Origin of the sequence: Sphingomonas sp. 7/4-4, assembly GCF_027941955.1 — a bacterium.
Taxonomy (GTDB): domain Bacteria; phylum Pseudomonadota; class Alphaproteobacteria; order Sphingomonadales; family Sphingomonadaceae; genus Sphingomonas.
This window is the reverse complement of the sequence record NZ_CP115960.1, coordinates 3,393,746-3,418,030: the sequence shown is the minus strand read 5'-3', so window position 1 is coordinate 3,418,030 and position 24,285 is coordinate 3,393,746. Positions and strand designations below refer to the sequence as shown.

The 24,285-nt window shown below is 66.6% G+C and carries 26 protein-coding genes and 3 pseudogenes; 18 read left to right on the top strand and 11 right to left on the bottom strand.

Features of this window, described 5'->3' with window-relative positions; all coding sequences use genetic code 11:
- Positions 1-263: 263 nt before the first annotated feature.
- The 4 genes from PIB19_RS17395 to PIB19_RS17380 form a co-directional block, all read right to left on the bottom strand.
- The gene (locus PIB19_RS17395) at positions 264-1,685 is read right to left on the bottom strand and encodes an ammonium transporter (protein ID WP_271238344.1); all 1,422 of its coding nucleotides are present in this window, start codon (positions 1,683-1,685) and stop codon (positions 264-266) included.
- Between the two features lie 13 nt (positions 1,686-1,698).
- The gene (locus PIB19_RS17390) at positions 1,699-2,037 is read right to left on the bottom strand and encodes a P-II family nitrogen regulator (protein ID WP_056615927.1); all 339 of its coding nucleotides are present in this window, start codon (positions 2,035-2,037) and stop codon (positions 1,699-1,701) included.
- Positions 2,038-2,182: 145 nt separating this feature from the next.
- The gene (locus PIB19_RS17385) at positions 2,183-2,386 is read right to left on the bottom strand and encodes a putative signal transducing protein (RefSeq protein ID WP_271238343.1); all 204 of its coding nucleotides are present in this window, start codon (positions 2,384-2,386) and stop codon (positions 2,183-2,185) included.
- Between the two features lie 46 nt (positions 2,387-2,432).
- On the bottom strand, positions 2,433-2,951 hold the full coding sequence (locus tag PIB19_RS17380; protein WP_271238342.1) for a MarR family winged helix-turn-helix transcriptional regulator: 519 nt from the start codon (positions 2,949-2,951) through the stop codon (positions 2,433-2,435).
- A gap of 82 nt (positions 2,952-3,033) precedes the next feature.
- On the opposite strand from PIB19_RS17380, the gene PIB19_RS17375 reads away from it, so the two are divergent.
- The 11 genes from PIB19_RS17375 (at position 3,034) to PIB19_RS17325 (ending at position 12,010) form a co-directional block, all read left to right on the top strand.
- Complete coding sequence (locus PIB19_RS17375) at positions 3,034-4,092, top strand: alpha/beta fold hydrolase (protein ID WP_271238341.1); 1,059 nt, start codon at positions 3,034-3,036, stop codon at positions 4,090-4,092.
- On the top strand, positions 4,059-4,544 hold the full coding sequence (locus PIB19_RS17370) for an alpha/beta hydrolase (RefSeq protein ID WP_271238340.1): 486 nt from the start codon (positions 4,059-4,061) through the stop codon (positions 4,542-4,544). Before PIB19_RS17375 ends, PIB19_RS17370 begins: the two co-directional genes overlap by 34 nt.
- A 60-nt stretch (positions 4,545-4,604) precedes the next feature.
- Entirely contained in the window at positions 4,605-4,976 is a 372-nt protein-coding gene (locus PIB19_RS17365; RefSeq protein WP_271238339.1) for a hypothetical protein, read from the top strand.
- Between the two features lie 144 nt (positions 4,977-5,120).
- Positions 5,121-5,333, top strand: coding sequence for a hypothetical protein (locus PIB19_RS17360; RefSeq protein WP_271238338.1), 213 nt, complete (start codon positions 5,121-5,123; stop codon positions 5,331-5,333).
- On the top strand, positions 5,330-7,246 hold the full coding sequence (locus PIB19_RS17355; protein WP_271238337.1) for a TonB-dependent siderophore receptor: 1,917 nt from the start codon (positions 5,330-5,332) through the stop codon (positions 7,244-7,246). The genes PIB19_RS17360 and PIB19_RS17355 overlap by 4 nt, the downstream gene beginning before the upstream one ends.
- Positions 7,247-7,251: 5 nt before the next feature.
- Positions 7,252-7,575, top strand: coding sequence for a ketohydroxyglutarate aldolase (locus PIB19_RS17350; protein WP_271238336.1), 324 nt, complete (start codon positions 7,252-7,254; stop codon positions 7,573-7,575).
- Complete coding sequence (locus PIB19_RS17345; RefSeq protein WP_271238335.1) at positions 7,572-9,071, top strand: PepSY-associated TM helix domain-containing protein; 1,500 nt, start codon at positions 7,572-7,574, stop codon at positions 9,069-9,071. Before PIB19_RS17350 ends, PIB19_RS17345 begins: the two co-directional genes overlap by 4 nt.
- Positions 9,068-9,391, top strand: a complete 324-nt coding sequence (locus tag PIB19_RS17340; RefSeq protein WP_271238334.1) for a DUF3325 domain-containing protein — start codon at positions 9,068-9,070, stop codon at positions 9,389-9,391. The genes PIB19_RS17345 and PIB19_RS17340 overlap by 4 nt, the downstream gene beginning before the upstream one ends.
- A gap of 74 nt (positions 9,392-9,465) precedes the next feature.
- Positions 9,466-10,590 carry a sensor histidine kinase gene (locus PIB19_RS17335; protein WP_271238333.1) on the top strand — a complete coding sequence of 375 codons (1,125 nt, stop codon included), beginning with the start codon at positions 9,466-9,468 and terminating at the stop codon, positions 10,588-10,590.
- On the top strand, positions 10,587-11,378 hold the full coding sequence (locus PIB19_RS17330; RefSeq protein WP_271238332.1) for a LytR/AlgR family response regulator transcription factor: 792 nt from the start codon (positions 10,587-10,589) through the stop codon (positions 11,376-11,378). Before PIB19_RS17335 ends, PIB19_RS17330 begins: the two co-directional genes overlap by 4 nt.
- 131 nt (positions 11,379-11,509) lie before the next feature.
- Positions 11,510-12,010 (top strand): hypothetical protein, encoded by a 501-nt coding sequence (locus PIB19_RS17325; protein WP_271238331.1) that lies wholly within the window; start codon positions 11,510-11,512, stop codon positions 12,008-12,010.
- Here the strand turns inward: PIB19_RS17325 and hisN are convergent.
- Positions 11,990-12,772: a histidinol-phosphatase gene (gene hisN / locus PIB19_RS17320; RefSeq protein WP_271238330.1), complete on the bottom strand. Its 783-nt coding sequence runs from the start codon at positions 12,770-12,772 to the stop codon at positions 11,990-11,992. The genes PIB19_RS17325 and hisN overlap by 21 nt on opposite strands.
- 66 nt (positions 12,773-12,838) lie before the next feature.
- Here hisN and PIB19_RS17315 point away from each other — a divergent pair, with 66 nt between their 5' ends.
- From PIB19_RS17315 to PIB19_RS17300, 4 genes are all read left to right on the top strand, one after another.
- A complete protein-coding gene (locus PIB19_RS17315) occupies positions 12,839-13,897 on the top strand; it encodes a phospholipase A (RefSeq protein ID WP_271238329.1) in 1,059 nt (352 codons plus the stop codon).
- A 92-nt stretch (positions 13,898-13,989) separates the two neighbouring features.
- Positions 13,990-14,460, top strand: a complete 471-nt coding sequence (locus PIB19_RS17310) for a peroxiredoxin (protein WP_336297175.1) — start codon at positions 13,990-13,992, stop codon at positions 14,458-14,460.
- Positions 14,461-14,583: 123 nt separating this feature from the next.
- Positions 14,584-15,615 carry a GGDEF domain-containing protein gene (locus PIB19_RS17305; protein WP_271238327.1) on the top strand — a complete coding sequence of 344 codons (1,032 nt, stop codon included), beginning with the start codon at positions 14,584-14,586 and terminating at the stop codon, positions 15,613-15,615.
- A gap of 522 nt (positions 15,616-16,137) precedes the next feature.
- Positions 16,138-16,992 carry an SDR family oxidoreductase gene (locus PIB19_RS17300; RefSeq protein WP_271238326.1) on the top strand — a complete coding sequence of 285 codons (855 nt, stop codon included), beginning with the start codon at positions 16,138-16,140 and terminating at the stop codon, positions 16,990-16,992.
- Between the two features lie 152 nt (positions 16,993-17,144).
- Here PIB19_RS17300 and PIB19_RS17295 read toward each other — a convergent pair whose 3' ends face one another.
- Positions 17,145-17,762, bottom strand: coding sequence for a YbhB/YbcL family Raf kinase inhibitor-like protein (locus tag PIB19_RS17295; protein ID WP_271238325.1), 618 nt, complete (start codon positions 17,760-17,762; stop codon positions 17,145-17,147).
- A 120-nt stretch (positions 17,763-17,882) separates the two neighbouring features.
- Between PIB19_RS17295 and PIB19_RS17290 the strand changes: the two genes are divergently transcribed.
- Together PIB19_RS17290 and PIB19_RS17285 are read left to right on the top strand one after the other, a co-directional pair.
- Positions 17,883-18,419, top strand: a complete 537-nt coding sequence (locus PIB19_RS17290) for an NADPH-dependent FMN reductase (protein WP_271238324.1) — start codon at positions 17,883-17,885, stop codon at positions 18,417-18,419.
- Positions 18,420-18,622: 203 nt separating this feature from the next.
- Complete coding sequence (locus PIB19_RS17285; protein ID WP_271238323.1) at positions 18,623-19,078, top strand: response regulator transcription factor; 456 nt, start codon at positions 18,623-18,625, stop codon at positions 19,076-19,078.
- Positions 19,079-19,081: 3 nt separating this feature from the next.
- Here the strand turns inward: PIB19_RS17285 and PIB19_RS17280 are convergent.
- The 5 genes and pseudogenes from PIB19_RS17280 to argH form a co-directional block, all read right to left on the bottom strand.
- A pseudogene (locus PIB19_RS17280) lies at positions 19,082-20,034 on the bottom strand (CorA family divalent cation transporter).
- Positions 20,031-20,789 (bottom strand): precorrin-2 dehydrogenase/sirohydrochlorin ferrochelatase family protein, encoded by a 759-nt coding sequence (locus tag PIB19_RS17275; RefSeq protein WP_271238322.1) that lies wholly within the window; start codon positions 20,787-20,789, stop codon positions 20,031-20,033. The pseudogene PIB19_RS17280 and the gene PIB19_RS17275 overlap by 4 nt, the downstream one beginning before the upstream one ends.
- Positions 20,786-22,043 (bottom strand): annotated as a pseudogene (gene lysA, locus PIB19_RS17270) (diaminopimelate decarboxylase). Before lysA ends, PIB19_RS17275 begins: the two are co-directional and overlap by 4 nt.
- Before the next feature lie 9 nt (positions 22,044-22,052).
- The gene (locus PIB19_RS17265) at positions 22,053-22,292 is read right to left on the bottom strand and encodes a hypothetical protein (protein WP_271238321.1); all 240 of its coding nucleotides are present in this window, start codon (positions 22,290-22,292) and stop codon (positions 22,053-22,055) included.
- Positions 22,289-23,667, bottom strand: a pseudogene (gene argH / locus PIB19_RS17260) (argininosuccinate lyase). The gene PIB19_RS17265 and the pseudogene argH overlap by 4 nt, the downstream one beginning before the upstream one ends.
- A 16-nt stretch (positions 23,668-23,683) precedes the next feature.
- Between argH and PIB19_RS17255 the strand changes: the two are divergent.
- A complete protein-coding gene (locus PIB19_RS17255) occupies positions 23,684-24,244 on the top strand; it encodes a TlpA family protein disulfide reductase (RefSeq protein ID WP_336297174.1) in 561 nt (186 codons plus the stop codon).
- Positions 24,245-24,285: the final 41 nt, after the last annotated feature.

Here is a 24,285-nt window from a genome sequence, read left to right as displayed (position 1 = left end):
CCGAATGCGCCTTGGGTTTCGGCCAGCATCGACGTTGTCAAAGAGCGGCCGCCGTGCGGCCGCGCATCGACCTCAGCAAACGAAATCCTACATAGCAAGCGGCAATCAGGCCGCGCGCGCCCAGCCTTCGCGGCGATGACGCACCTGGATGAATCACACGCAAAAGAGGGCCGGCGGTTCGAAAACCACCGGCCCAGTCGTCCGCAGGAGGAACTTCGGTTGGGCGCCGCGCTGGCAGGAGAGATGCGCGGCGCCCGATCTCGTCAGTAGTTGTAGGCGCGTTCGCCATGCTCGTTGATGTCGAGCCCTTCGAGCTCGACTTCGCGGCTCGGGCGAAGGCCGATCGTGTACTTGAGTGCAAGGAACAGCACCGCCGACACGCCGCCCGAGAGCAGCAAGGTCACGCCGACTGCCTTGGTCTGGGTGAGCAGCTGCGCGCCCATGTCATAGGTGCCCGCGACGGCCGGGATCACGTTGAAGTCCATGAACCCCTGGCCGCCCAGCGCCGGATTGGCGACGATCGCAGTGCCGATCGCGCCGATGATGCCGCCGATGCAGTGGACGCCGAACACGTCGAGCGTGTCGTCATATTTCAGCTTGTTCTTCACCGTGGTGACGAAGAAGAAGCACACGCCCGAAGCGACCGCGCCGAGCACGATGGACGTCATCGGATGCGCGAAGCCTGCCGCCGGAGTGATCGCCACCAGACCGGCGACGACACCCGAGGCCGCGCCTAGGAGCGACGGCTTCTTGTGGATGATCTGCTCGATCACTGCCCACACCGCACCCGCGGCGGCGGTTGCCACCATGGTGTTGACGAAGGCGAGCGCGGCGAACTTGTTGGCTTCGAGGTTCGATCCGGCGTTGAAGCCGAACCAGCCCACCCACAGCAGGGCCGCGCCGATCATGGTCATGGTCAACGAGTGCGGCGGCATCGGGTCGGTCTTGTAGCCGACGCGCTTGCCGATCACGAGGCAGCCGACCAGGCCGGCGATACCCGCATTGATGTGGACGACGGTGCCGCCGGCGAAGTCGAGCGCGCCGAGGCCCCAGAGATAGCCGTGGTCGTCGGGCAGGCCGGGCTGGAAGTCCGGGCCCGGCCAATACCAGACCATGTGCGCCATCGGGAAATAGACCAGGGTCAGCCACGCCACCACGAACAGGATCAGCGGGGTGAACTTGATGCGTTCGGCGAACGCACCGACGATCAGCGCCGGGGTGATCATCGCGAAGGTCATCTGGAAGACGACGAACACGGTCTCGGGCAGATAGACGCCGTTCGAGAAGGTCGCCGCGAAGGTGTTCGCATCGACGCCCTTGAGCAGCACCTTCGAGAAGCCGCCGACGAAACCGTTGAGGCTGCCGCCGTTGGTGAACGCCATCGAATAGCCCCAGGCGCACCAGACGAGGCCTGCGACGCAGACGATCGTCAGCACCTGCATCAGCACCGAAAGCATGTTCTTGGTACGGACGAGGCCGCCATAGAAGAGCGCGAGGCCGGGGACCGACATCATCAGCACGAACGCCGCCGAGACGAGCATCCAGGCGACGTCGCCCTTGTTGACCATCGCGTCGGTCGGCACGACCGTCGCCGCCGCGGCGGGCGCGGCATCCTGTGCCCAGGCGGGCAGCGCCGCGAACAGGGCGAGACCCGCCCCCGCGGCCAATTTGGTTGCTAGCTTCATCTGGACCCCTTCTTCACAGCGCCGTCTCGTCGGTCTCGCCGGTGCGGATGCGCACCGCCTGGCCGAGATCGAGGACGAAAATCTTGCCGTCGCCGATCGCGCCGGTGCTGGCCGCGGCCTGGATCGCTTCGACCGCACGGTCGACGATGTCGGCGCCGCAGGCGATCTCGAGCTTGATCTTGGGCACCATGTTGGTGCTGTACTCGGCGCCGCGGTAGATCTCGGTCTGGCCCTTTTGCCGGCCGAATCCCTTGACCTCGGTGACGGTCATGCCGGTAACGCCCACTTGCGTGAGCGCCTCGCGCACCTCGTCGAGCTTGAACGGTTTTATGATGGCGATGATGAGCTTCATTTCGCCCCCTCTTGGCGGTTAACCCGGGGACCATGGAGCAAGGGTCGTGCCAGTAGGCTGAATCGCGCGATTCCGCCGTGCCGCCGTGCAATTAAATGTTACTTAGGCGTAATTTTTTGTGCAGATGCGAAGGTCTGCTCAAAAATCAGGCAGCCTCGTCGAGCATTTTCCGGGCAAGCTCCACATCCTCGTCATCGACCATCACGCGCACCGGGATCAGCAGATAGCTGCCGTCGGCGACGCTCGCTCCTGCATCGAAAACGAAGCTCATAATGCCTTCGCTCTCCAGCCGCGACTGGACGATATAGGCTTCCTGCCGGTCGAACCGGCCGAGCTCGACGAGTGCCATCCTATTCTCCTCGGGACCAGGCATCGCTCTCTATCACGGCGCACGGTCAAACCTCCAGCTGAAGCCGGACCTTCCGCAGCAAGCGCGCGAGTTCGGCGCGCTCCACCGGTGCGAGGCCAAGGATCATCCGATCGGCTTCGGCGAAATGGGCGGTGATCGCGTCGTCGATCAGGCGCACGCCCTCGGCAGTCAGCGTCGCCAGGAGCGATCGGCGGTCCGCCGCATCCGGGCTGCGGCGGATGAGGCCGCGCTGCTCCAGCCGATTGAGGCACGCCGTCATCGCTCCGGACGTGAGCAGCACCGACCTTCTGAGCGCAGTGGGGCTCAGCCGATACGGCGCTCCGGACCGCCGCAGGGTCGCCAGCACGTCGAGCTCGGTATAGCTGATCCCGTGTCCGCGAAGGCGCTGGTCCGCCCGGGTCTGCACCAACGCCCCCACGTGCAGGAGGCGCCCGACCACCGCCATCGCCGAAGCGTCCAGATCCGGCCGCTCGCGGCCCCAGTCGTCGAGTAAGTGGTCGACAACATCTTCGCTCAAATCAGCCAGCGATGGTTCCTCGGTCATTCCAGTAATCTTCATATCAAGTATCTTGACATGAAGTCATATATCCTGGACCCCGTGCGCCGCAAGCTGTTTGGGAGTTCCAATGCGATCGATCACGCAATTGCTGGGTTGGGCGCTGGTATCGCTGGCGCTCCAGGCGATCCCGTCGGTTGCTTCGGCACAGGCCCCGGCCGACCGGATCGTGACCGAGCAAGGAACCGTCAAGCTCTCGACCGGCGAGACCGTCGCCTATGAAATCGGCACTTTGTACGTGCCCGAGAACCGGAGCTCGAAGACGAGCCGCCGCATCGGCGTCGGATTCGCGCGGATCAAGGCGCCCCATCCCACCGGCGCGCCGCCGGTCTTCTGGCTTCCCGGCGGCCCCGGGCTGAGCGTTCTCGGCTCCTTCACGGACAGCGATGCGGCGGCACAGAGCCGTCTGCGCTCGTGGCTGACCTTCGGCGCGGTCGGCGATCTCGTGGTGATCGAGCAGCGCGGCTATACGAAGCGCGGCGAGATGCTCGAGGAAATGGCCGAGGCCTCCCCGTCCGACAGGCCCGCCTCGGTGCATGCCGACGCCCTTGCGATGCAGGCGCTGGCCCGGCGCGCCGTCGCGCATCACGCCGGCAAGGACCTATCCGGCTATACGATCGAGGCATTCGCCGCGGACGTCGACGATCTGCGGCGTGCGCTCGGCTATGACAAGATCAGCCTGTTCGGCGGCAGCTTCGGCTCGCAATGGTCGCTGGCCGTGATGCGGTTCCATCCGGAGAGCGTGGCGCGCGCGGTGCTCTCGAGTGTCGAGCCGCTCGACAACGGATTCGACATGCCCTCGCACGTCTTCGCGGCGCTCCAGCGGATCGCATATGATGCGGACCGCGATCCCGGCCTCGCCCCTTCCTGCCCAAAGGCGGGATGGCGGAGGCGATACGCGCCTTGCACCGGCGGTTCGCCGCAGGGCCGATCCGGGTGCGCGTCCGCGACGATGCCGGCCGCACCCAGACGGTCATGCTCGGGGCGGAGGATCTTCAACTCGCCTTATTGTCGCACACGGATGAAGCCGAGCACTGGCCCGCCTTCATCCTGTCGCTTTACTACGGCCATTACGATCGATGGGCGCGCGAGACATTGGCGGACCGGCGGGCAGGCCCGGTCAAGCTGATCGGGCCGCTTGCCGACAGCAGCCTCGGCGCCAGTGCGGAGCGCCAGCAGCTGATGCGGACCGATCCGGCAACCGACCTGCTCGGCACGTGGAACTTCGAGGCGAACCTCGCCTCCGCGCCCGACTGGCCGACGCCGGACATGGGCGACGCGGTCCGGCGGCCGCGCGCGAGCACGATCCCCATCGTCTTCGTCCACGGAGACTGGGACACGTCGACTCCGATCGAGAACACGCTGGGCCTGCTGCCCTATTTCCCCAACGGCCACGCCATCCTCGTCCACCGCGGCGGGCATGATGGCGCCTTCTATCAATTGCGGGAAAGCCCAGCGGCAAAGCAGGCGATCTATGCTTTTCTGCGCAACGGTGCGACGGCCGACCGGCCGATCGAAGTCAGCTTGCCGGTGCCGAAATTCGAATTGCCCGATTTCGCGCCACCGAAAGAGATACGATGAGGCTGGGCTTGGCATGGTCCACTCTCGCGCCCGGAGGCCATATCGGATAGGCGCCCGGGCATGTCCTTCCTCCTCTTCCTCGCGGCCACGCCGCAAATCGTCGAATCGGTAGATTTCCCCGCGCTCGATGCGGCCATCGAGCGGTGCGACCGGGCGTCCGTTCTTCCGGTCTTTGCGGCCGAAGCCCATAGGCGAAGCGCGGCGGTGACGGCCTTCTATGAGGAGCAGGTGCAGATCGCGGGCGAACGGATCGCCACTGCCGGCAAGCGGCGTGCGTTGCGAGAGGAAGTGCAGCACCCGGAAGCGGACAAAGCGCGCCGGCCGCTTCCGATCAGGAACTCTCGCTGCGGCAATTGGCACTCGACGATCGGCAGCGCGCGTTGGACGATCAACGCCGACTGGAAACCATGCGTCAGGAGGCGGTCGACCTGAAACGCCAATATTTCCTCAACAAGTGCGCGGGCAAGAAGTCCGATTAGGGCCGACCCCGAGGACATGCCGCCCGCGTGATGCTAATGCTATTGACTCGCAATATCCTCTTCCCTAGGAGCCGCGTCGGACGCACTGGGGAACAACATGAATCGATCTTTCCGCCATGCACTGCTCTCGAGTGCTTTGCTCCTCCTGCCGACCGGCCCGGCGTTCGCGGCCATGGATCCCGATCCAGTCGCGGACGAGGATACGCAGTCGCAGGACAAGGCCGAGATCGTCGTCACCGGATCGGTGGCGACCCAGTCGAGTTCGGCCACCGGGCTCACATTATCCCCCGCGAGACGCCGCAATCGGTGACGATCGTCGATCGCCAGCGGATCGAGGATTTCGCGCTCAACAACGTCAACGATCTGCTCGAGCAGGTCGTCGGGATCAATGTCGAGAAGGTCGAGACCGACCGGACCTATTTCAATTCGCGCGGCTTCGACATCACCAACTTCCAGGTCGACGGCATCGGCCTGCCGCTGATCTGGGGCATCCAGTTCGGCGATCTCGACACCGCCTTGTTCGACAGCGTCGAGGCGATCCGCGGCGCCAATGCGATCATGAGCGGAGTCGGCAATCCCTCGGCGACGATCAACTATGTCCGCAAGCGCCCCACCGACACGCTCAGGGCCAGCGCCTCGGCGCAGTTCGGCTCGTGGGACCAGAAGCGCTTCGAGGCGGATGTCTCCGGCCCGATCACCGACACGGTCGCGGCCCGGCTGATCTTCGCGCATGAGGATCGCGATTCGTATCTCGACTACAACCATGTCGATCGGAATGTGTACGGCGCGCTGCTGCGCTGGAAGGTGACGCCCGACCTCACCGCGACAATCGGCTATTCGCGGCAGGAGAACAGGGCGGACGGCGTGCTCTGGGGCGCGCTGCCGCTCACCTATACCGACGGCACACGGATCGATTATCCGGTTCCGGCCTCGACTTCGGCCGACTGGACGTTCTGGAACGTCACCGACCAGAGCGTCTTCGCCGAGCTCGACTATCGATTTGGCGGCGGCTGGTCGGCCAAAGGCGTGCTCACCTACAAGCGCTTCGAGGAGCTTTCGAAGCTGCTCTATGCTTATGGCTATCCGGACAAGGCGACGGGGCTCGGCGTCGGCGGCATGTCGGGCATCTATCCCTCGACCTACGACCAGTATCTCGCCGACTTCTATGCCTCGGGGCCGGTCCGGTTGTTCGGCCGCGAGCACCAGCTCGCCTTCGGGGTCTCCACTGCGCGTTCGGACGCGCTGGAGTGGGAGGATTTCTATCTCGGCGCGATCGATTTCCCGGCGGTGCAGGACTGGGGCCGCGTCCAGGTCGCCGAGCCGGCCTATCCGGGCGAAGTTCTCGAAGCCGATTATACCGATCGGCTGACTCGCGCTTATGGCGCCGCGCACGTCAACTTCACGGACCAGCTCAAGGCAGTGGTCGGCGCGAGCGCGATGTGGATCAAGTCGACCGGCACCTCCTACGGCACCGATCAGTCGCGCAAGGAAAGCGGCGTCAGCCCCTATATCGGCGCGGTCTATGACGTGACGCCGCATCTCTCGCTCTATGCGAGCTATACCGGGATCTTCAATCCGCAGAGCGAAGTCGACATCAACCACATTAAGCTCGATCCGGCCAAGGGCACCAGCATCGAGGGCGGCATCAAGAGCAACTGGTTCGGCGGCCGACTCTACGCCACCGCTTCGCTGTTCCGCGCGAAGCAGACCGGGCTCGCCTCGTTTCTGGGCGTATTGCCCAATGGCGACAGCTATTATGAAGGCGTGGATACAATTTCGAAAGGTTTCGAGCTCGAGCTCGCCGGCAAGGTCACCCAGAACTGGACGCTGAGCGGCGGCTATACCGGGCTCGAGATCGAGGACCAGGCCGGCCACAAGGCGCGGACCTTCCTGCCGACGAAGTCGCTCAAGCTCGCCACCACTTATGCCGTGCCGCAGCTCAACGATCTCAAGCTCGGTGCGCAGCTGCGCTGGCAGAACAGGATCCGCTATGCCGATGCCGGAGTGCAGGATGAAGGCGTCGTCACGGGCGACGTGATCGTGTCGCAGGAGAGCTATGCGGTGGTCGATCTGATGGCGAGCGTCCGCCTGCTCGATCGGGTGCGCGCCAAGCTCAATGTCCGCAATGTCGGCAACGAGAAGTATCTCGCGAGCCTGATGTGGGGGCAGGCATTCTATGCCGCGCCCCGCAGCGCGAACGTCTCGCTCAGCTTCGCCTACTGATCGCGATGCATGGCGCGGCGCAGGCGGCACCCCGCAGGGGACCGGACCGACGGAGCTGGCGGTATCGCGGCAATGTCGCCGCGCGCACGCTCGCCGGCACTATCGGCGCTTATGCGATCGCGGCGCTGTTCGGCGCGGCGCTCGCGCGCACGCTGCCGCTGGAGCGGTTGGACGCGACCGTCGTCGCGACTCTGCTCGCGTTCCTCGTCGCGCCGGCGGTGACGGTCTGGGCCTATCTGGCGCGCGGGCCGGGGCGTGCCGTGGTTGGCGTGATCGGGCTGGCCGCATTGCTCGCCGCGATCGTTTGGTATGCGGGACCGCCGGCATGAGCCCGATCCGCGAGGGCGCCCGCCAGGTCATGGCCTGGCTCCACGGCTGGACGGGACTGCTGCTCGGCCACGTGCTCTTCCTCATGTGCTTCGCCGGCACGCTGAGCGTCTTCAAGCCCGAGATCGGCCGCTGGATGCGCCCCGAGGCCGTCGCCACCGCCGCGCCGGTCGATGCGATCGCCGCGGCGACCGATTGGCTGAGCAAGAACACCGTTGATTCCACCGGCTGGTATCTCACTGCGCCGGACGGCCGGATGAACACCGTCGAGGCAGGCTATGACAGCGGCGGCGTCTATCTCTATCGCGCCCTGGATCCAGTGAGCGGCGCGCCGGTGGCACGCGAGACGATGGGCGGCGAGTTCTTCTATCGCCTCCATTTCGAGCTACAGCTCCCTTATCCCTGGGGACGGCTGCTCGCCTCGCTGGCGGCGCTGATGATGCTGGTGGCGCTGATCACCGGAATCATCGCGCATCGCCGCATCTTCCGTGATTTCTTCACCTTCCGCCCGGCCAAGGGCCAGCGCTCGTGGCTGGACGGCCATAACGCCTTGGGGGTCATGTCGCTGCCCTTCCACCTGATGATCACCTTCACCGGGCTGGTGACATTGGCGTCGCTCAACATGCCTTGGCCGATCACTGCCAATTATGGCGAGGATCTCGCGGCGATGTACCAGGCCTTCACGCCCGGCGCGGTGAATCGGCCTTTGGCGGAGAAGAAGGCGCCGCTCGCCCCGATCGCTCCGATGCTGCGCGAGGCCGGCCGCCGCTTCGGCGGAACCGCTATCGGGCGTGTCTATGTCGTCAATCCGGGCGACACGGCGGCAGTGGTGACGGTGTTCCGCAGCGATGCCGGCCAGATCGCCTATACGCCCGGCGAGATCAGCTTCGACGGCGCGACGGGCCGGGTGCTCTCCGACTGGACCGAGACGCGTCCGGCGCTCAAGACCTACAACACCGTCTATGGGCTCCACATGGCCCGCTTCGCGCCGGGGCTGCTGCGCTGGCTCTATTTCCTCGGCGGCGCGATGCTCACACTGACCATTGCGACCGGGCTGGTGCTGTGGGTGGTCAAGCGCCGCGAGCGCGCGCCGCTCTCGATCGGCAACCGCCTTCTAGAGCGTTTGAACGCCGGGGCGATCGCCGGCGCACTCCTGGGCAGCGTGGCCTATCTCTGGGCAAATCGCCTGCTTCCGCTCGACTTGCCGGCGCGCGCCGACGCCGAAGTGTCGATCGCATTGTGGAGTGCAGGGATTGCGGTCCTCGCCGGCCTCGCTTTGCGTCCAACGATCGCGTGGCCGACCTTGCTGGGACTGGTGGCATTGGGTTGCGCGGGCGCGGCGCTGCTCGGTCTCGGCATCTCGGGTTTCGCGCAATGGGCCATGGACCTGGTCCTACTCGCCGCCGCTGCCGCGCTGATGCTAATCGTGATCCGGCAAGTACGCGCGTTGCGCGCACCGGTGGCGCCGCGCCGGGCGCGCACAAGGGCGACAGCATGATCTTCGCCGGGCTGCTCTATCTCGGCCTGTTCGTCTTGGCGGCGAGCATGAGCCGGCACGCCCAGTTGGTGCCGGTGCAATGGCGGGCAGCGAAGCACGGCAATCGGCTGCGGAGCGCAGGATGGCTGCTCGTAGTCGCCTCGCTGATGCTGGCCTTATGGTCCGCGGACTGGCCGATGCGACTGCTCGCATGGATCGGGCTGGCGCCGATAGCGGGCGGCATCGTGGCGCTCGGCCTGACCTACGGTATTCGCTGGGCGCGGATCGCCGCATTGCTCGCCCTCCTGCTCGTGTTCGCTGGGCTGGTCTCGCGCGGCTGACTGCACGCCGAACGTCGATTTTGAGCGACTGAGCGTCAGTCGACAGGCGTGCGGGCTTTTGCGATCAAGGCAGGGTGGATGCTCCCGATCCGGCCGCGCGACGCGAATTCTTCCTCGTCGATGAAGCGGGCCCGCACTCGCGGCCCCAGCCGCGCGCCGAAACCCGCGCCAAGCTGATGCTCACGCTCAGCATGTGGGGCGCGAGCAGTGCGCTGTTCACGCTGGGGATGATCCTGCAGCGCAGCCATATGGCCTTCGAGGCCGCCTTGCTCCGGATCGCCATGTCGGTATGCGGCATCGCCATCTGCTATGGCCTGCACCGCCTGCTGCGACGGCTTTCGCACCGCTCGTTCCGGACGCGCGCGATCGCGGTGTCGGCGGTCGCGCCGTTTCTGGCGGAGACTTATGCCTGGGCCAATTATTTCGCCTTCGCAGCGCTTTATGGCCGGACCGCGCGCTTCGTCGTCGTCGACTGGAATGATGCGATGTACGTGCTGTCGATGTGGACCTGGTTCTTCATCGCCTGGACCGGGCTGTATCTCGCGATCGAATATAATTTCGATGCGCGGCACGAAGCCCAGCGCTCGGCCGAGCTGCGCGGCATGGCGCACGTCGCCAAGCTCAAGGCACTGTCGAGCCAGATCAATCCGCACTTCCTGTTCAACAGCCTCAATTCGATCTCGGCGCTGATCCTCGACGGCCGCGGTGCCGAAGCGGAGCGGATGCTCGCGCGGCTTTCGATCTTCTTCCGATCGACGCTGGCGATCGATCCGCTGATCGACGTTCCGCTCGAGCAGGAATTCGAGCTGCACCGCCGCTATCTCGCGATCGAGCAGATGCGTTATCCCGATCTCGCCGTCGAAATCCTGCTGCCCGAGGAACTGCGTCGGGCGACGGTGCCCGCGCTGATCATCCAGCCGCTGGTCGAGAATGCCGTCAAACACGGTGTCGCGAAGTCGCGCCCGCCGACTCGGCTGTCGATTACCGCGGAGCGCGTCGGCGAGAGCCTGTCGATCCTCGTGATCGATTCCGGCAATCCCGAGATCGAGCGCAAGGCCTCCGGCCCGGAGGGCATCGGCACCGCCAATGTTCGCCAGCGGCTCGCCGAATATTTCGGGGACGCGCAGAGCCTCACGCTGACGCCCGGACGCGGCTGGTTCGAAGCGCGGGTGACAATGCCACTGGCCTTTGCGCGATGAGCGACGACCGCATCCTGATCGTCGACGATGAGCCGCTGGCGCTCCGGCGGCTCGAAATCGTGCTCAGGGACCTGCCCGGGGTCCGGCTCGTCGGATCGGCTGCTTCCTGCCGTGAGGCGGTCCACGCGATTGGCGAGCTTCGGCCCGATATCGTTCTGCTCGACATCCGGCTCCGTGACGGCACCGGCTTCGACATACTCGAGCAATTGCCGCCCGATGTAACGCCGGCGGTGATCTTCACTACGGCGTTCGACCATTTCGCCATCCGCGCCTTCGAAGTCTCGGCAGTGGATTATGTCCTCAAGCCCATCGAGACCGGGCGGCTTCAGGAAGCGATCGGGCGTGCACGAAATCGTCTTTCGGCCGATGGTTCATCGCGCGAGATCGAGGAGATGCGGCGGATCATCGCCGATCTGCGCGCCGAATTCCATTCCGGCGGCCCCGCTCCGTACGAGACCGAATTGTGGATCCGCGGAGTCAGCGGCAGCCTGACTCACGTCGCGCTCGACCAGGTCGACTGGGTCAGCAGCGAGGACGATTATGTCCGGCTGCACACGCCTTCGGGATCGCATCTGCTGCGCCTCTCGATCAAGGCGCTGTCGGAGCGGATCGATTCGGCCAAGTTCGTCCGCGTGCACCGCGCCGCATTGGTGCGGGTCGCCGCGATCGCACAGGTCCGCCAGACGCCCACCGGCCGACGCGAGGTGATCCTGCGCGATGGCACCCGGATCGCGACCGGCCGAGTCTATGCCAGACGGCTGCGGGAGATGCTGCGCGAACACGCATAGAAAAGGGACGAGCCCCGCCAGACGTTCGGCGACGGATTTGCGACGTTCGCCCGCATCGTACTCCGCCAGAAGTTGCGCAGAGCCGCAAGGGAGCGGAAGGCTCGGCTACATCAAATTGGGGGAGAACCGGCTTGCAAGGGAAGACCATCGCAATCGCAACCTTGGTTGCGGGCACGCTCGACATCGCGGCGGCGATGATCACCACCGCGCTGCACGGCCGATCGATTGCCGGCATGCTCCAGTCCGTCGCCTCGGGGCCGTTCGGCGACTGGCCGCGGACCAGCGGCTGGATCGGAGCGGCCACCGGCCTAATCGTGCATTTCGCGATCATGGCAGTGATGGCGACCGCCTTCGTTGCCGCGGCACGGCTGCTGCCGCGGGTACGGGAATGGCGGCTGCTCTACGGCGCGGCCTATGGCGCAGCGCTCTATCTGATCATGTACTGGATCGTGATTCCGCTGCGTTGGCCGCCGAACCCGGGCACAGCGATCACGCCCCTGTCGGTGCTGATGCCGCTGGCGATCCACATCCTGCTCGTCGGGATCCCGATCGCCTGGATCGCGACCGCCAGAACCGCCCGCAATCCGGCATTTGATTTCCGACGTGGGGCGTCAGTGCCCCCGGCAGGCTAAAGCTTCGAGGATTTCCTCGATCCGTGCGGGATCGCCGGCGGCGATCACTTCGCCGTTGCTGCCGGCGTGGAGCGGATCGCCTTGCCAGTCGCACATCCGCCCGCCCGCGCCTTCGACCACGGGCACCAGCGCCGCGAAGTCGTGGAGCTTGAGTCCCGCCTCGACGACGATATCGAGCCACCCGCTGGCGACGCAGCCGTAATTATAACAGTCGCCGCCGAGCACCGTGCTCATCACGGCGGCATCGAGATGTTCGAAGGCGTGGAGCTGATCGTCGTCGAACAAAGCCGGCGACGTCGTGCCGAGGATCGCGCCTTTGAGATCGCGGCAGGCGCGCGCCTCGGCGGGCTTGCCGTTGAACAGCGTCGGGCGCCCGGCGACGCCGAGCCAGCGTTCGCCGATGATCGGCTGGTCGATCACCCCGAGCAAAGGCCAGCCATCCTCGATCAGCGCGATCAGCGTCCCGAAGATCGGGCGACCGGCGATGAAGGCGCGGGTGCCGTCGATCGGATCGAGCACCCATTGGCGGCCGCTGCTGCCTTCGCGCGTGCCGAATTCTTCGCCGATGATCCCGTCCATCGGCCGTTCGGCGATGATCAGCCGGCGCATCGCCTCCTCCGCCTCGCGGTCGGCGAGCGTCACCGGCGACAGGTCCTCCTTGGCCTCGAGCCCGAACGAGCCGCGGAAGCGCGGACGGATCGCCGCGCCCGCCGCATCGGCAAGGCGCTGGGCAAGTGCGACATCGGTCTCGGAAACAGGCATGACCGCTGCCCTACCCGTCCGTTTTTGACTCGCCAAGGTCACAAAGCGCTGCCAGTCGTTCCGCTTATGCGCCTCGTCCCGTTCGTCATCGGCATTTTCGTCGCCATGCCCGCCGCCGCGCAGGTGCGTGCGGTGCCGGCCCAGCCGGCTTCCGAGCAGGAAGCGCTGCGCGGCGTCGAGGTCTTCCTCGTCAACGAGACCGCGGCGCCCGTCGCCGATGCCGGACCGCGCCAGATCGAAGTCACAGCGGTCGACGGCACGCGCCTCGTGCTCGAACGCGCGCCCGGCCCGACCCCGACGATCGCGCCCGGCGGTTTCGCCAAGGCGCGCTACGTTCCGGTGAGCATCGCGAACGTCGCCATACCGCCTTCCGGCCAGCATCCGCCGGCGAAGATCCCGGCCGAAGAGACCGTGGTCCAGAGTTCGACCGGCTCTTCGGCGGGGTTCCTCGATCGATTCGAGCCGCACGAGCCCATTTACGGCGTGTTCGGCACCGGGGATGCAGGCGGCAAGCTCCAGATGAGCTTCGCCTTCCGGCCCTTTGCCGAGGACGCGCCGCTCAAGCTCGGCAATCTGCGTTTCGCTTATACCCAGACGATGTTCTGGGCACTGAACGAACCCTCGGGGCCGTTCCGCTCGACCACTTATTCGCCCGAAGTCTATGCCGACGTGCCCGTAGACGAGACCACCAAAGTCGCGCTTGGCTGGCGGCACGATTCGAACGGCCGCGGCATGGCCGATTCGATCGACGTCAATCGCATCTTCGGCCGCGTCGAGAAGAGCTTCGATCTCGGCGGCGACTGGCGGCTCGATGTCGCGCCCCAGGCCTGGTTCTATGTCGGCCGCTTCGGCACGGCGCCCGACGTGAAGGACTATCTCGGCTACACGGCGCTCACCGCGGCGATCCAGCAGAAGGACGGCATCAAGATCGCGCTCACTGGCCGCGGCAATTTCGAAACCAAGCGCGGCGGCGCCGAATTGTTCGCCTCCTACCCGCTGGCGCCGATCGGCGGCGGCATCGGATTCTATCTCTTCGGCCAGGCCTTTACCGGTTATGGTGAGGCGCTCGACGACTATCGACGAAACGACACCCACGCGCGAATAGGGATCGCGTTGACCCGATAACCCAAGGAGTGACGCCATGCGGACCAAATTTTCCTCGCCGCCCTGCTCCTGCCGCTGTCGCTGCCGGTCGAGGCGGCGCTCGCCCCGGCGCCGTGGCGCCCGACTTCAGCGCCGCGGGCGCGATGGCGGGCAAGCCGCTCAGCGTGAACCTCAAGGCGGCGCTGAAGAAGGGCCCGGTCGTCCTCTATTTCTTCCCCGCGGCGTTCACCGGCGGCTGCAATGTCGAGGCGGCCGCCTTCGCCGCGGCGCTTCCCGATTTCACTGCGGCCGGCGCGACCGTGATCGGCATGACCGCGGGCAATGTCGACAAGCTCGTCGCCTTCTCGAGCGAGCATTGCGCCGGCAAGTTCGCGGTAGCGGCGGCAAGCCCCGCCGTGATCAAGGGTTATGACGTCCTTCTCAAGAAGCCCGACGGCACGCCGACGACGATCACCAGCCGCACCAGCTATGTGATCGCGCCGAACGGCAAGGTCCTGTTCGCGCATACCGACATGAACCCGGCCGACCACATCAAGCTGACGCTGGAAGCGGTCCGGAAATACAAGGCGGGGAAGCGGGGCTGATCGGGAGCCCCAGCTTCATTTGCTCACCGGATATTAGCAGTTCGCCACTAGACCCCAAGCGGACAGACAGGCGGTGCGGGACCGCAAGGGATACCGCACCGAAGATGCACGGGGGTTATGGCTATGGCCGGCGCAAGGGCCGTCCGGACGGCAAATGAAAGCGATTCGTCGCGCCGTCTTTACGACCGAATCGGCGATTTCCTGGTCGATCAGCGTCTCGACGCTGATCCCGCCAACTATGCCTTCGCCTATCACCTGCTCGCCGACCCCGACGGCCCGCTCGCCCGCGCGGTCCATGCGCTGACCGACGGCGGCGTGCGCCTCACCCGGCGCGACATCGAAACGCTGGGCTGCGACGTCCAGCCGGTCCCGAACGGCAAGGGCGCCAAGGAAAAGGCCGACGGCCTCGTCGCGCAGACCCAGATGCAGGTCGAGGGCTTTCAGGACATGGTCACGGCCATTCGCGCCGAGACCGAAGATTTCGGGCGGAACCTCGCCGCGAGCGCCGAAGCCATTTCGCGCTCCACCGACGGCAATGGCGCGATCGCGATCGGCGAGGTCGCCCGGATCACCGCCGCGATGATCGAGCGCGTCCACAGCGCCGAAGCGCGGCTGGAGAGCGCGACGCGCGAGGCGAGCGAACTCCGCCAGAAGCTGGAGGAAGCGCGCGACAATGCCCGCCGCGACCCGCTGACCGACCTCCCCAACCGTCGCGCACTCGAGGAAGCCTATGCCGCGCAGGCGGCGGCGGGCACCGGCATCTGCCTGGCCGTGTGCGACGTCGATCATTTCAAGTCGGTCAACGATCGCTTCGGCCATGCGGTCGGCGATCGGGTGCTCAAAGCGATCGCCGAGGCACTGAGCCAGACCTGCACCGGCCATCTGGTCGCGCGCTATGGCGGCGAGGAATTCGCAGTGCTGTTCACCGGCGTCGACCTAGAAGCCGCCCGCGCGACGCTCGACACTGCGCGCGTCACCGTCGCCACCAAGCGCTATCGATTGCGCGAGAGCGACGCGCCGCTCGGCGAGATCACCTTCTCGGCCGGGCTCGCCCCCGCCAAAGCGGGCGAAGGCCTGTCGACCGTGTTCCACCGCGCCGACCGATTGCTCTACGCCGCCAAGACCGCCGGACGGAACTGCCTCCAGGTCGGGTGACCGATATCGGACAGTGGTTGTTCGCTTTCGATTGGTAATTTTCACCAACCTCTGGCGTGCATTTTCCCAACTTTTCCGCCGCGTGGAACACCAATTGTTGATTTTCAACAGCTTACAGAAGTTGGCACGCCCCTGCTATAGTGTCGGCATCGGCAGCCGGATGGTCCGGAGCCGATCATCACAGGGAGTAAGAACCATGACCGCACGTCTCGACTCGTTCCATCGCAGCCTCGCCATCCTCGGCTCGGTACTGTTCACTGTCGCCTTCGTCGTCTTCTCGACCCCCGTGGTTCCGATCGCGTGAACCGGCTAGAGAATAGGGAGAAAATCACCATGGTACGCAGCCTCATGCTTGGCCTGGTCTCGTTCGGCCTCACAGCGACGATGATCCTCGCCACCGCGACGCAGGGTTCGGCGCTCATCGCCTGAACCCTGCCCCGCCGCCCCCGGGCGGCGACAAGACGCGGAACCTCCGGCGTTCCGCACCGGTTCTCTCGGCAACCCCTCCACTGGAGCCAGCCGATGAGCGACACCGTGATCGACATGATCCACGAGGACGCGCTGCCCGGACACGAGAGCGCGCTCGAGCCCAAACCCGATTGGGAGCCCCGTTACCCCGGCTCCGGCCGATTGCAGGACAAGGTGGCGGTGATCACCGGCGCCGACAGCGGCATCGGCCGCGCCGTCGCCGCACTCTATGCCCGCGAAGGCGCGCATGTCGCGATCCTGTACCTTTGCGAGCATGACGATGCCGCGATGACCGCGGACATCGTCCGCCAGGAAGGCCGCGAGGCGCTGACCATCGCCGGCGATATCGGCGACAAGGCGTTTTGCGACCGAGCGGTCGCGCAGGTGATCGAGAAGTTCGGCCGCGTCGACGTGCTGGTGAACAATGCCGGCGAGCAGCATCCCGACAAGCATATCACCGACATCACCGAGGAGCAGCTCAAGCGCACCTTCCAGACCAACATCTTCGGGATGTTCTTCCTCACCCAGGCCGCGATGCCGCACCTGAAGCAGGGCGCGGCGATCGTGAACTGCACCTCAGTGACGATGTACCAGGGCTCGAAGGAGCTGCTCGATTATTCGAGCACCAAGGGCGCGATCACTGCCTTCACCCGCAGCCTTTCCGAGAACCTGATCGAGAAGGGCATCCGCGTGAACGCCGTCGCACCCGGGCCGATCTGGACCCCGCTCAACCCGATGGGCGGCGCGAGCCCGGAAAAGCTGAAGAATTTCGGCGAGAACACGCCGATGGGCCGCCCCGGCCAGCCCAACGAAGTCGCGCCCTGCTTCCTGTTCCTCGCCTGCGAGGATGCCAGCTACATGTCCGGCCAGGTGCTCCATCCGAACGGCGGGACGATCGTCAACGGCTGAGCGCTTAAATTGACTCTTTTTGCGGAAACGCGCGCAATCTCGTAATTTTCTTTCCCACAAACGACGATGCCAAAGAGCGGCCGGGCAGCACCCAGCCGTTCCACTCAATCAGCTGAAATCCTACATTGCAAGCGGGATGCCGCGCAGGGGCCTCAGGTCGCCGCGGCCGCACCCACCGGGCCGACCGGGGCCTCCTCGCCGCGCGAATAAGTGCCGGTGAGCACACCTGCGGCCAGCACCCGGCCGGCCATCGCGCGGACGATCGCGCTGCGGCCGGGACTGTCCCCGGCGTCGGGGCCGGGTCCCAAAGCGAACAGCTGGAAGGCGTAATTGTGCGGGCCATGGCCGGTGGGCGGATCGGGCGGCAGCCAGCCCTCGCCGAAGAAGCTGTTGCGCCCGACATCGGTGCCGCCGCGATCGCCGGCGCCGTCGGCGCGGATCGCGCCTTCCTTCAGTTCGCCGTCCTCGGGCGGCAGGTCCCAGACCACGGCGTGGACCAGAGGCTGCGGCGCGGGCGCGTCGGGGTCCTCGACGATCAGTGCGAGGCGCTCGGTACCCTCGGGCACCCCGGTCCAGAACAAGGGCGGCGACACGCCCTCGCCATCCGCGGTGAACCGCTCGGGCAGGCGCGCGCCATTGGCGAAGGCCGGACTGGCGAGATGCAGCGCCTCGAACGCGCCGAGCTCGCGCTGTGCGATCGCCAGCTTGCCGACCCCGGCGCGCACTCCCTTGAGCGCACTTCCCAGCCAGTGCGGAACATGTTCGAGCATCGGGCCCTCCTGCGGATTGGAAGCGTGAACGACCGGACCGGCAAAACTATCCGGCGCCTGAATGATAGCGCGCCGTGACGATGCTGGCGCGGATCGTCCCTTTGGGCTAGCGGGATCGTCATGAGCGCACCCCATATCGTCGCCCTGGGCGGAACCTTGCGGGCCGAATCGACCACCGGGCGGCTGCTCGCGGCGGCGCTGGAGATCGCCGAAGCGCGCGGCGCGCGCACCACCCTGCTGACCGGCGACGACATCGCATTCCCGCATTACGAGCCCGGCAATGCCGACAGCCATGCCGCGATCGGCCGCTATCTCGCCGCTCTGCGCACCGCCGATGCGGTCATCGTCGGATCGCCCGGCTATCACGGGACATTGTCCGGGCTGGTCAAGACCGCGCTCGATTATGTCGAGCAATTGCGCGCCGACGAGCGCGTCTATTTCGACGGGCTGCCGGTGGGGCTGATCGCGACTGCGGCCGGATGGCAGGCCGCGGTTTCGACGCTGCAGGCACTGCGCACCATCACCCATTCGCTGCGCGGTTGGCCGACTCCGATGGGACTGGCGATCAACACCGCCGAACCCGGCGACGCCATTGCGAAATGCAATCCGCAGATGCATGTCATGGTGGGCCAGATCTTCGATTTCCTGCGCCGGTGATTTCGCAGGCTTAACGTTTTCGTGAAGGCTTTGCGGCTAGCGTAGCGCTTTGGGACCGGGGGTTTTGAGCGCGAATGGATCAGGCTTCCGCCCAGCGAATCGCGGGCGCGCGCCGCAAGGCGATGCGTACCGTCCTGGCGGCCGGGAGCTGCCGCACGAGCCTGAACGAAATCGCGCATCGGCTGGGCAATCTCGGCTATCTGGTGGTGCTGAGCGAATCCGCGCCGCAAGCGCTCGAACTCCTCTCCGCGCGCGGCTTTGATCTGGCACTGATCGACGTGCTGACGCCCGAAATCTCGGCCATCCACCTGCTCAACGAAATCCGCGGATCGCGCGACACCGCCGACCTGCCCGTGATCCTGCTGGGGCATGCGGATCGCGCGGTGGCGGCATTCAGCGCCGGTGCCGACGACTGGCTGGCCAAGCCGTTCGCCTTCGACGTGCTGGCGGCGCGCATCGATCGGATCCTGGCGCGTGCAGCGCGGATCGACGAACTCAAGCGCTCCAACTTGGCGCTCGACGCGCGTATCGCGGCGCGGGCGATCGAGCTGGGTGAGGCGAAGGCCGAACTCGCCGTCGCGCGCACCGATCGTTCCCGGTTGATGGCCTCGATCCGCGGATTGCACGACGCGCTCGCCCTGCAGCGTAATGCGGCCTAGGCGCTAACGCTCGAACCAGTGGCGGCGGATGAAGTAGAAGGCGATCGCCACTGCCATCACCACGCACAGCCAGAACACCCCCAGAACGCCCAGGGCTCATGCGCGTAGGGGATGCCGGCGACGTTCATGCCGAGCAATCCGGTGATGAAGGTCAGCGGCAGGAACACCATCGCCGCCACTGCGATGATCAGCGAGCGCTGGTCGATCTGCTCGGCGCGAAGATCGGTGAGCGTCTCGTGGACCAGCGCCGCGCGTTCGCGGATGCTCTCCAGCTCCTCCGCCATGCGCGCGGCGCGATCGGCCGCGGCGGAGAGATGGAGCCGGTCGTCGTCGCCGAGCCAGTTATTGGGCATCGCGGCGAGCTTTTCCAGCGCGGCACGCTGGGGATTGAGGAAGCGGCGCAGGCCGATCGCCTGGCTGCGCGCGCGATTGACCATGCGGCGCAGCTCGAAAGCGTGGCCCGAAGTGATCTGCTCCTCGCAATCGTCGAGCGAATCGCCGAGATCCGCGACCACCGGATCGAGCTCCTCGGTGATCGCCTGCGACAATGCCGCGATCAGATCACCGGGATCGAGCAACTTGCCAACCTCGATCAGTTCACGGACCGGGTGCAGCGCGTTCAGTGCCTTGCGCGTGACCGAGAAGACGCAACCGCCAAGCGCATAGATGCGGATCGAGGCGAGGAGATCCGAGGTGGCGAGCTCCTCTGACGAGAGCCCGCGCAAATTGATCACCACGCCCGCGCCGACCGCATCGCAGCGCGGGCGAGTCTCGGTCGCGGTCAGCGCTTCGATGACATAAGGCGAGAGCCCCGCCTCGCCGCCCAGCCAGAGCTTGGCGCGCTCGTCATTGGTGGTGAGATGGATCCAGACCAGACCGGCGCGGCGCCCGAGCGCCTGCTTGAGCGGCGGCGACTCGACCTTGCCGTCTTCGACCACATAAGCGAAGCCGCTCATGCTTCCATCTCCAGATAGAGGGAGAGACCCGGGCCGGGATCAGCCGGGGGGCCATCACAGGCGATGCGCGCGGCGTCGGCGCGGGCGCGGTCGAGGATAAGCGACGGGACCTCACTGCGATGAAAGACGCGATCGGCCTGCGACAGCGCGCGCGCCTGGCGCAGCGACAAATCATCCGGGTCCGGCGATGCGAGCGTGAACCGCAACAGGCCGGCTTCGGCCGAGGCCGAGCCCTTGAGCCAGGTCTCGACGGCGTCGGCAGGATGATCACGGAGAGGATCCAGCGGGCCCGCGAGCGCGGCACCCAATGCGCGACGGCGTTCGCCGATCCCGGGCCAGCGGCCGCGTATCGCCGGTTTTGCCGCCTCCAGTGCGCGGGCAAGGCCGCCGAGGCTCGCCGGCAGCACTGCCTCCAGCCGCTGGCGCAATGCTGCCGCGAGTCCCGCCGAAACGCCGCCGGTGCCGATCGCCACGAGCACCGGATCGCGGTCGACGATCGCGGGCAAAGTGAAATCGCAGAGATCGGAGCGGTCGACTGTGTTCACCAGCACGCCGCGTGCGCGCAAGCGCGCGACGACGGGCTCGGGGTCCTCTGTAGCAACGATCGCAAGCGTCGCCTCGTCGGTCTCGCCCACGATCACGGCGCCCGCGCGTTCGAGCAGGCGGCGCTTGGCGTCCGCCGCCTCACCCTCGCCGACCAGGATGACCGGCCGCCCCGCCAGCTTCACGAAGATCGGCAGGGCGGTCAGAGTCATTTCAGCCAGTCCGGAACATGCTCTTCGGCCATGATCGCCTCGGCCGAGATGCGGCCCGCGACGATCTCGAACCGGTCGCCGGAGACGAGCACCTCGGGGACGAGCGGGCGGCTGTTATAGGTGCTCGCCATGGTCGCGCCATAAGCGCCGGCGCTGCGGAAGATCGCGAGGTCGCCCGAGCGGACGACATCGATCTCGCGCCCCTTGGCGAAGACGTCGCTGCTCTCGCAGACCGGGCCCGCGACATTGGCGATCATCTTCTCGCCCGTGGGGCGCACCGCCTCGAAATCGTGCCAGGCATCGTACATCGCGACGCGCGCGAGATCGTTCATCGCGGCATCGACGATGACCCAGGGGTTGACCGCGCCCGGCTTGACCCAGAGCACTTCGGTCAGGAGCACCCCGAATTGGCCGAGATCACCCGGCCCGGCTCGAACATCAATTCGACGTCCCAGCCGCGCGTGACGCGCTCGACCATCGCCCCGAATTCGGCAGGCGACGGCGGATTGTCGCCCTCGCGGTAGCGCACGCCCAGCCCGCCGCCGAGATCGACATGGGTGATATTGTGGCCGGCCGCGCGCAGATCGGCGACGAGCCTGCCGACGCGCTCGAACGCGCGCTCGAGCGGCGCGAGGCTCTGGAGCTGGCTGCCGATATGCACCGCGATGCCGCGCAGGTTCAGCCCGGGCAAAGGCGCGAGCCGATCGAAGATCGCCGGCGCCTCGTCGATCGGCAGGCCGAACTTGTTCTCGGCGCGGCCGGTGGAGATTTTTCGTGGGTGCCGGCGTCAACATCGGGGTTAACCCGCAACGTGGCGGGGGCCCGCAGCCCGCGCGCGGCGGCGAGCTGCGACAGCACCATGCCTTCTTCCTCGAGCTCGAGGTTGAACTGGCCGATGCCGACGCTGAGCGCCTGATCGAGCTCAATGCGGGTCTTGCCGACGCCCGAGAAGACGATGTCCTTCGCCGCCATGCCGGCCGCGAGCGAGCGGGCGAGCTCGCCGCCCGAGACGACATCGGCGCCGAAGCCTTCATTGGCGAGGAGCCGCAGCACCGCGAGATTGGGATTGGCCTTGACCGCGAAGGCGAGATGCTTGCGCCCGATCCCGGCAAGGCCGTCGCGGAACACCCGCGCATGGCGCTGGAAGGTCGCGGCGGAATAGACATAAACGGGCGTGCCGACTTCAGCGGCAATGCGCGCGAGCGGCACGTTCTCGACGTGCAGTTCGCCGTCGATCAGATTGAAATGGTCCATGATTTTCCGTCAGTTGGGCGGCGGCAGATCGAACTTGTCGCTGCGCCTCTTGTCCGTGCTCTCGATCAGGTCGTCGCTTCGCGCGGGGCGGGTCTGCACCGGCGGCTTGAGCAGATCGTCGGGGGTCGGCGTCGCCGTGGCGCCGAACGGCGCCGGCGGCAGCGCCTGGCCCGGCGCGGGTTTGAGACCTTCGCGCGCGCCGCAGCCGGCCAGCGCAAGAAGTCCTCCCAGAAACAGCAGCCGCTTCATCGACCTTCCTCCTCGCGCGCCTTGCGGGCGGCGGCGATCGCCGCCCGCACCCGCGCCGGCGCGGTGCCGCCGAAACTCGTGCGGCTGTTGACCGACGCATCGACGCTGAGGACGCCATATACGCGATCGTCGATCCGCGCGTCGATTTCCTTGAGCGCATCGATCGATAACTGATCGAGCCTGGTGCCGGCCTGCTCGGCGACGGCGACGGCGCGGCCGGTGATGTGGTGCGCCTCGCGGAACGGCACGCCGGCTTCGCGGACCAGCCAGTCCGCCAGATCGGTGGCAGTGGCGAAGCCCGATTCGGCCAAGCCGCGCATGCGATCGGTGCGGAAGGTCGCGCTCTCGACCATCCCGGTCATCGCCGCGATGCACAGGCCGAGCAGATCATGCGCCTCGAACACCGGCGGCTTGTCGTCCTGCATGTCCTTCGAATAGGCTAGCGGCAGGCCCTTCATCGTCATCATGAGGCTGACCAGCGCGCCGGTGATCCGCCCGCTATGCCCACGCACCAATTCGGCGGCGTCGGGATTGCGCTTCTGCGGCATGATCGAGCTGCCGGTCGACCATTGATCGGAGAGCTGCACGAAGCCGAAGGGCTGGCTCGCCCAGATCACGAATTCCTCGGCGAGCCGGCTGAGGTGCAGGCTGCACTGCGCCGCCGCGGTGAGATATTCGATCGCGAAGTCGCGGTCGGAAACCGAATCGAGCGAATTGCGCGTCGGCCCGTCGAAGCCGAGCGCCGCGGCGGTCGCGTCGCGATCGAGCGGGAAGCCGGTGCCGGCGAGCGCCGCGGAACCGAGCGGGCAGAGGTTCATCCGGGCCCGTGCGTCCCTCAGTCGCGAGCGATCGCGCGCGAACATCTCGAAATAGGCCATCAGATGGTGGCCGAGCGTCACCGGCTGCGCGCTCTGGAGATGGGTGAAGCCAGGCATCACACTCTCGGCATGCTCCTCGGCACGCGCGAGCAATGCGTCCTGCAAGCCCCCAGCGCCGCCTCGGCCTGGTCGATCGCATCGCGCACCCAGAGGCGGAAATCGGTCGCCACCTGGTCGTTGCGCGAGCGGGCGGTGTGGAGCCTGCCCGCGGACGGCCCGATCTTGTCCGCCAGCCGCGCCTCGGCGAGCATGTGGATGTCTTCGAGCGCGAGATCGTCGGGCACGCCATCGGCCTCGAACTCGGCGGCGACCTGCGCGAGTCCCTCGGCGATGCGCGCGGCGTCCTCGGCCGAGACGATGCCCTGCTTGCCCAGCATCGCGGCATGCGCCTGCGAGCCGCGGATATCCTGCCGCCACATTCGCTTGTCGAAGGGAATCGAGGCGTTTATCTCACGCATCACCGCGGACGGGCCTTCGGCGAAGCGCCCACCCCACATGGCATTGGAGCTGTCCTTGCGCCCAACGATTGCGCTTCTCCTTCTCGCAGCGAGCCTGACCGGCGGCTGCGATAGGCAATCCGGGCAGCCGCAGCAAGCGAACGCCACGAATGCCGCCGTCGAAGCCGCGCCGGCGGCACTCGACAAGGTCGATCGCAGCCACAAGGGTGAGGCCGCGCCGAGCTTCGCCTTCACCGATCAAAAGGGCAGGAAGGTCACGCTCGCCGACTTCCACGGCAAGCCCGTGCTGCTCAATCTCTGGGCGACGTGGTGTGCGCCGTGCGTGAAGGAAATGCCGACGCTCGACGCGCTGGCGGTGCGCGAAGGCGACAAATTGCAGGTGCTGACGGTGAGCCAGGATTTCGAGGCGGCCAAGGTCGCGCCCTTCTTCGAGAAGGCGAAGTTCCGGAAGCTGCAGCCATGGCACGATCCCGAGACTGCGTTCAGCCTCCAGCTCGGGGTCAATCTGCCCACGACGATCCTCTACGATTCGAGCGGTCGCGAGGTCTGGCGGAGGCAGGGCGATACCGACTGGACCGGCGATGCGGCCGCGAAGCTGATCGGGGAAGCTGGCTGAGTCCTGGGTTGTATCGACATTCAGATTCCCCCTCCCTGCAA

Excerpts from the sequence above, each read along its gene's own strand:
- PIB19_RS17385 (WP_271238343.1), bottom strand. The coding sequence starts at position 2,386 with ATGGCACTCGTCGAGCTCGGCCGGTTCGACCGGCAGGAAGCCTATATC.
- PIB19_RS17340 (WP_271238334.1), top strand. The coding sequence starts at position 9,068 with ATGATCTTCGCCGGGCTGCTCTATCTCGGCCTGTTCGTCTTGGCGGCG.
- PIB19_RS17315 (WP_271238329.1), top strand. The coding sequence starts at position 12,839 with ATGCGCCTCGTCCCGTTCGTCATCGGCATTTTCGTCGCCATGCCCGCC.
- PIB19_RS17390 (WP_056615927.1), bottom strand. The coding sequence starts at position 2,037 with ATGAAGCTCATCATCGCCATCATAAAACCGTTCAAGCTCGACGAGGTG.
- PIB19_RS17345 (WP_271238335.1), top strand. The coding sequence starts at position 7,572 with ATGAGCCCGATCCGCGAGGGCGCCCGCCAGGTCATGGCCTGGCTCCAC.
- PIB19_RS17295 (WP_271238325.1), bottom strand. The coding sequence starts at position 17,762 with ATGCTCGAACATGTTCCGCACTGGCTGGGAAGTGCGCTCAAGGGAGTG.
- PIB19_RS17375 (WP_271238341.1), top strand. The coding sequence starts at position 3,034 with ATGCGATCGATCACGCAATTGCTGGGTTGGGCGCTGGTATCGCTGGCG.
- PIB19_RS17265 (WP_271238321.1), bottom strand. The coding sequence starts at position 22,292 with ATGAAGCGGCTGCTGTTTCTGGGAGGACTTCTTGCGCTGGCCGGCTGC.
- PIB19_RS17380 (WP_271238342.1), bottom strand. The coding sequence starts at position 2,951 with ATGACCGAGGAACCATCGCTGGCTGATTTGAGCGAAGATGTTGTCGAC.
- PIB19_RS17350 (WP_271238336.1), top strand. The coding sequence starts at position 7,252 with ATGCATGGCGCGGCGCAGGCGGCACCCCGCAGGGGACCGGACCGACGG.
- PIB19_RS17330 (WP_271238332.1), top strand. The coding sequence starts at position 10,587 with ATGAGCGACGACCGCATCCTGATCGTCGACGATGAGCCGCTGGCGCTC.
- PIB19_RS17300 (WP_271238326.1), top strand. The coding sequence starts at position 16,138 with ATGAGCGACACCGTGATCGACATGATCCACGAGGACGCGCTGCCCGGA.
- PIB19_RS17395 (WP_271238344.1), bottom strand. The coding sequence starts at position 1,685 with ATGAAGCTAGCAACCAAATTGGCCGCGGGGGCGGGTCTCGCCCTGTTC.
- PIB19_RS17365 (WP_271238339.1), top strand. The coding sequence starts at position 4,605 with ATGTCCTTCCTCCTCTTCCTCGCGGCCACGCCGCAAATCGTCGAATCG.
- PIB19_RS17305 (WP_271238327.1), top strand. The coding sequence starts at position 14,584 with ATGGCCGGCGCAAGGGCCGTCCGGACGGCAAATGAAAGCGATTCGTCG.
- PIB19_RS17275 (WP_271238322.1), bottom strand. The coding sequence starts at position 20,789 with ATGACTCTGACCGCCCTGCCGATCTTCGTGAAGCTGGCGGGGCGGCCG.
- PIB19_RS17290 (WP_271238324.1), top strand. The coding sequence starts at position 17,883 with ATGAGCGCACCCCATATCGTCGCCCTGGGCGGAACCTTGCGGGCCGAA.
- PIB19_RS17360 (WP_271238338.1), top strand. The coding sequence starts at position 5,121 with ATGAATCGATCTTTCCGCCATGCACTGCTCTCGAGTGCTTTGCTCCTC.
- hisN (WP_271238330.1), bottom strand. The coding sequence starts at position 12,772 with ATGCCTGTTTCCGAGACCGATGTCGCACTTGCCCAGCGCCTTGCCGAT.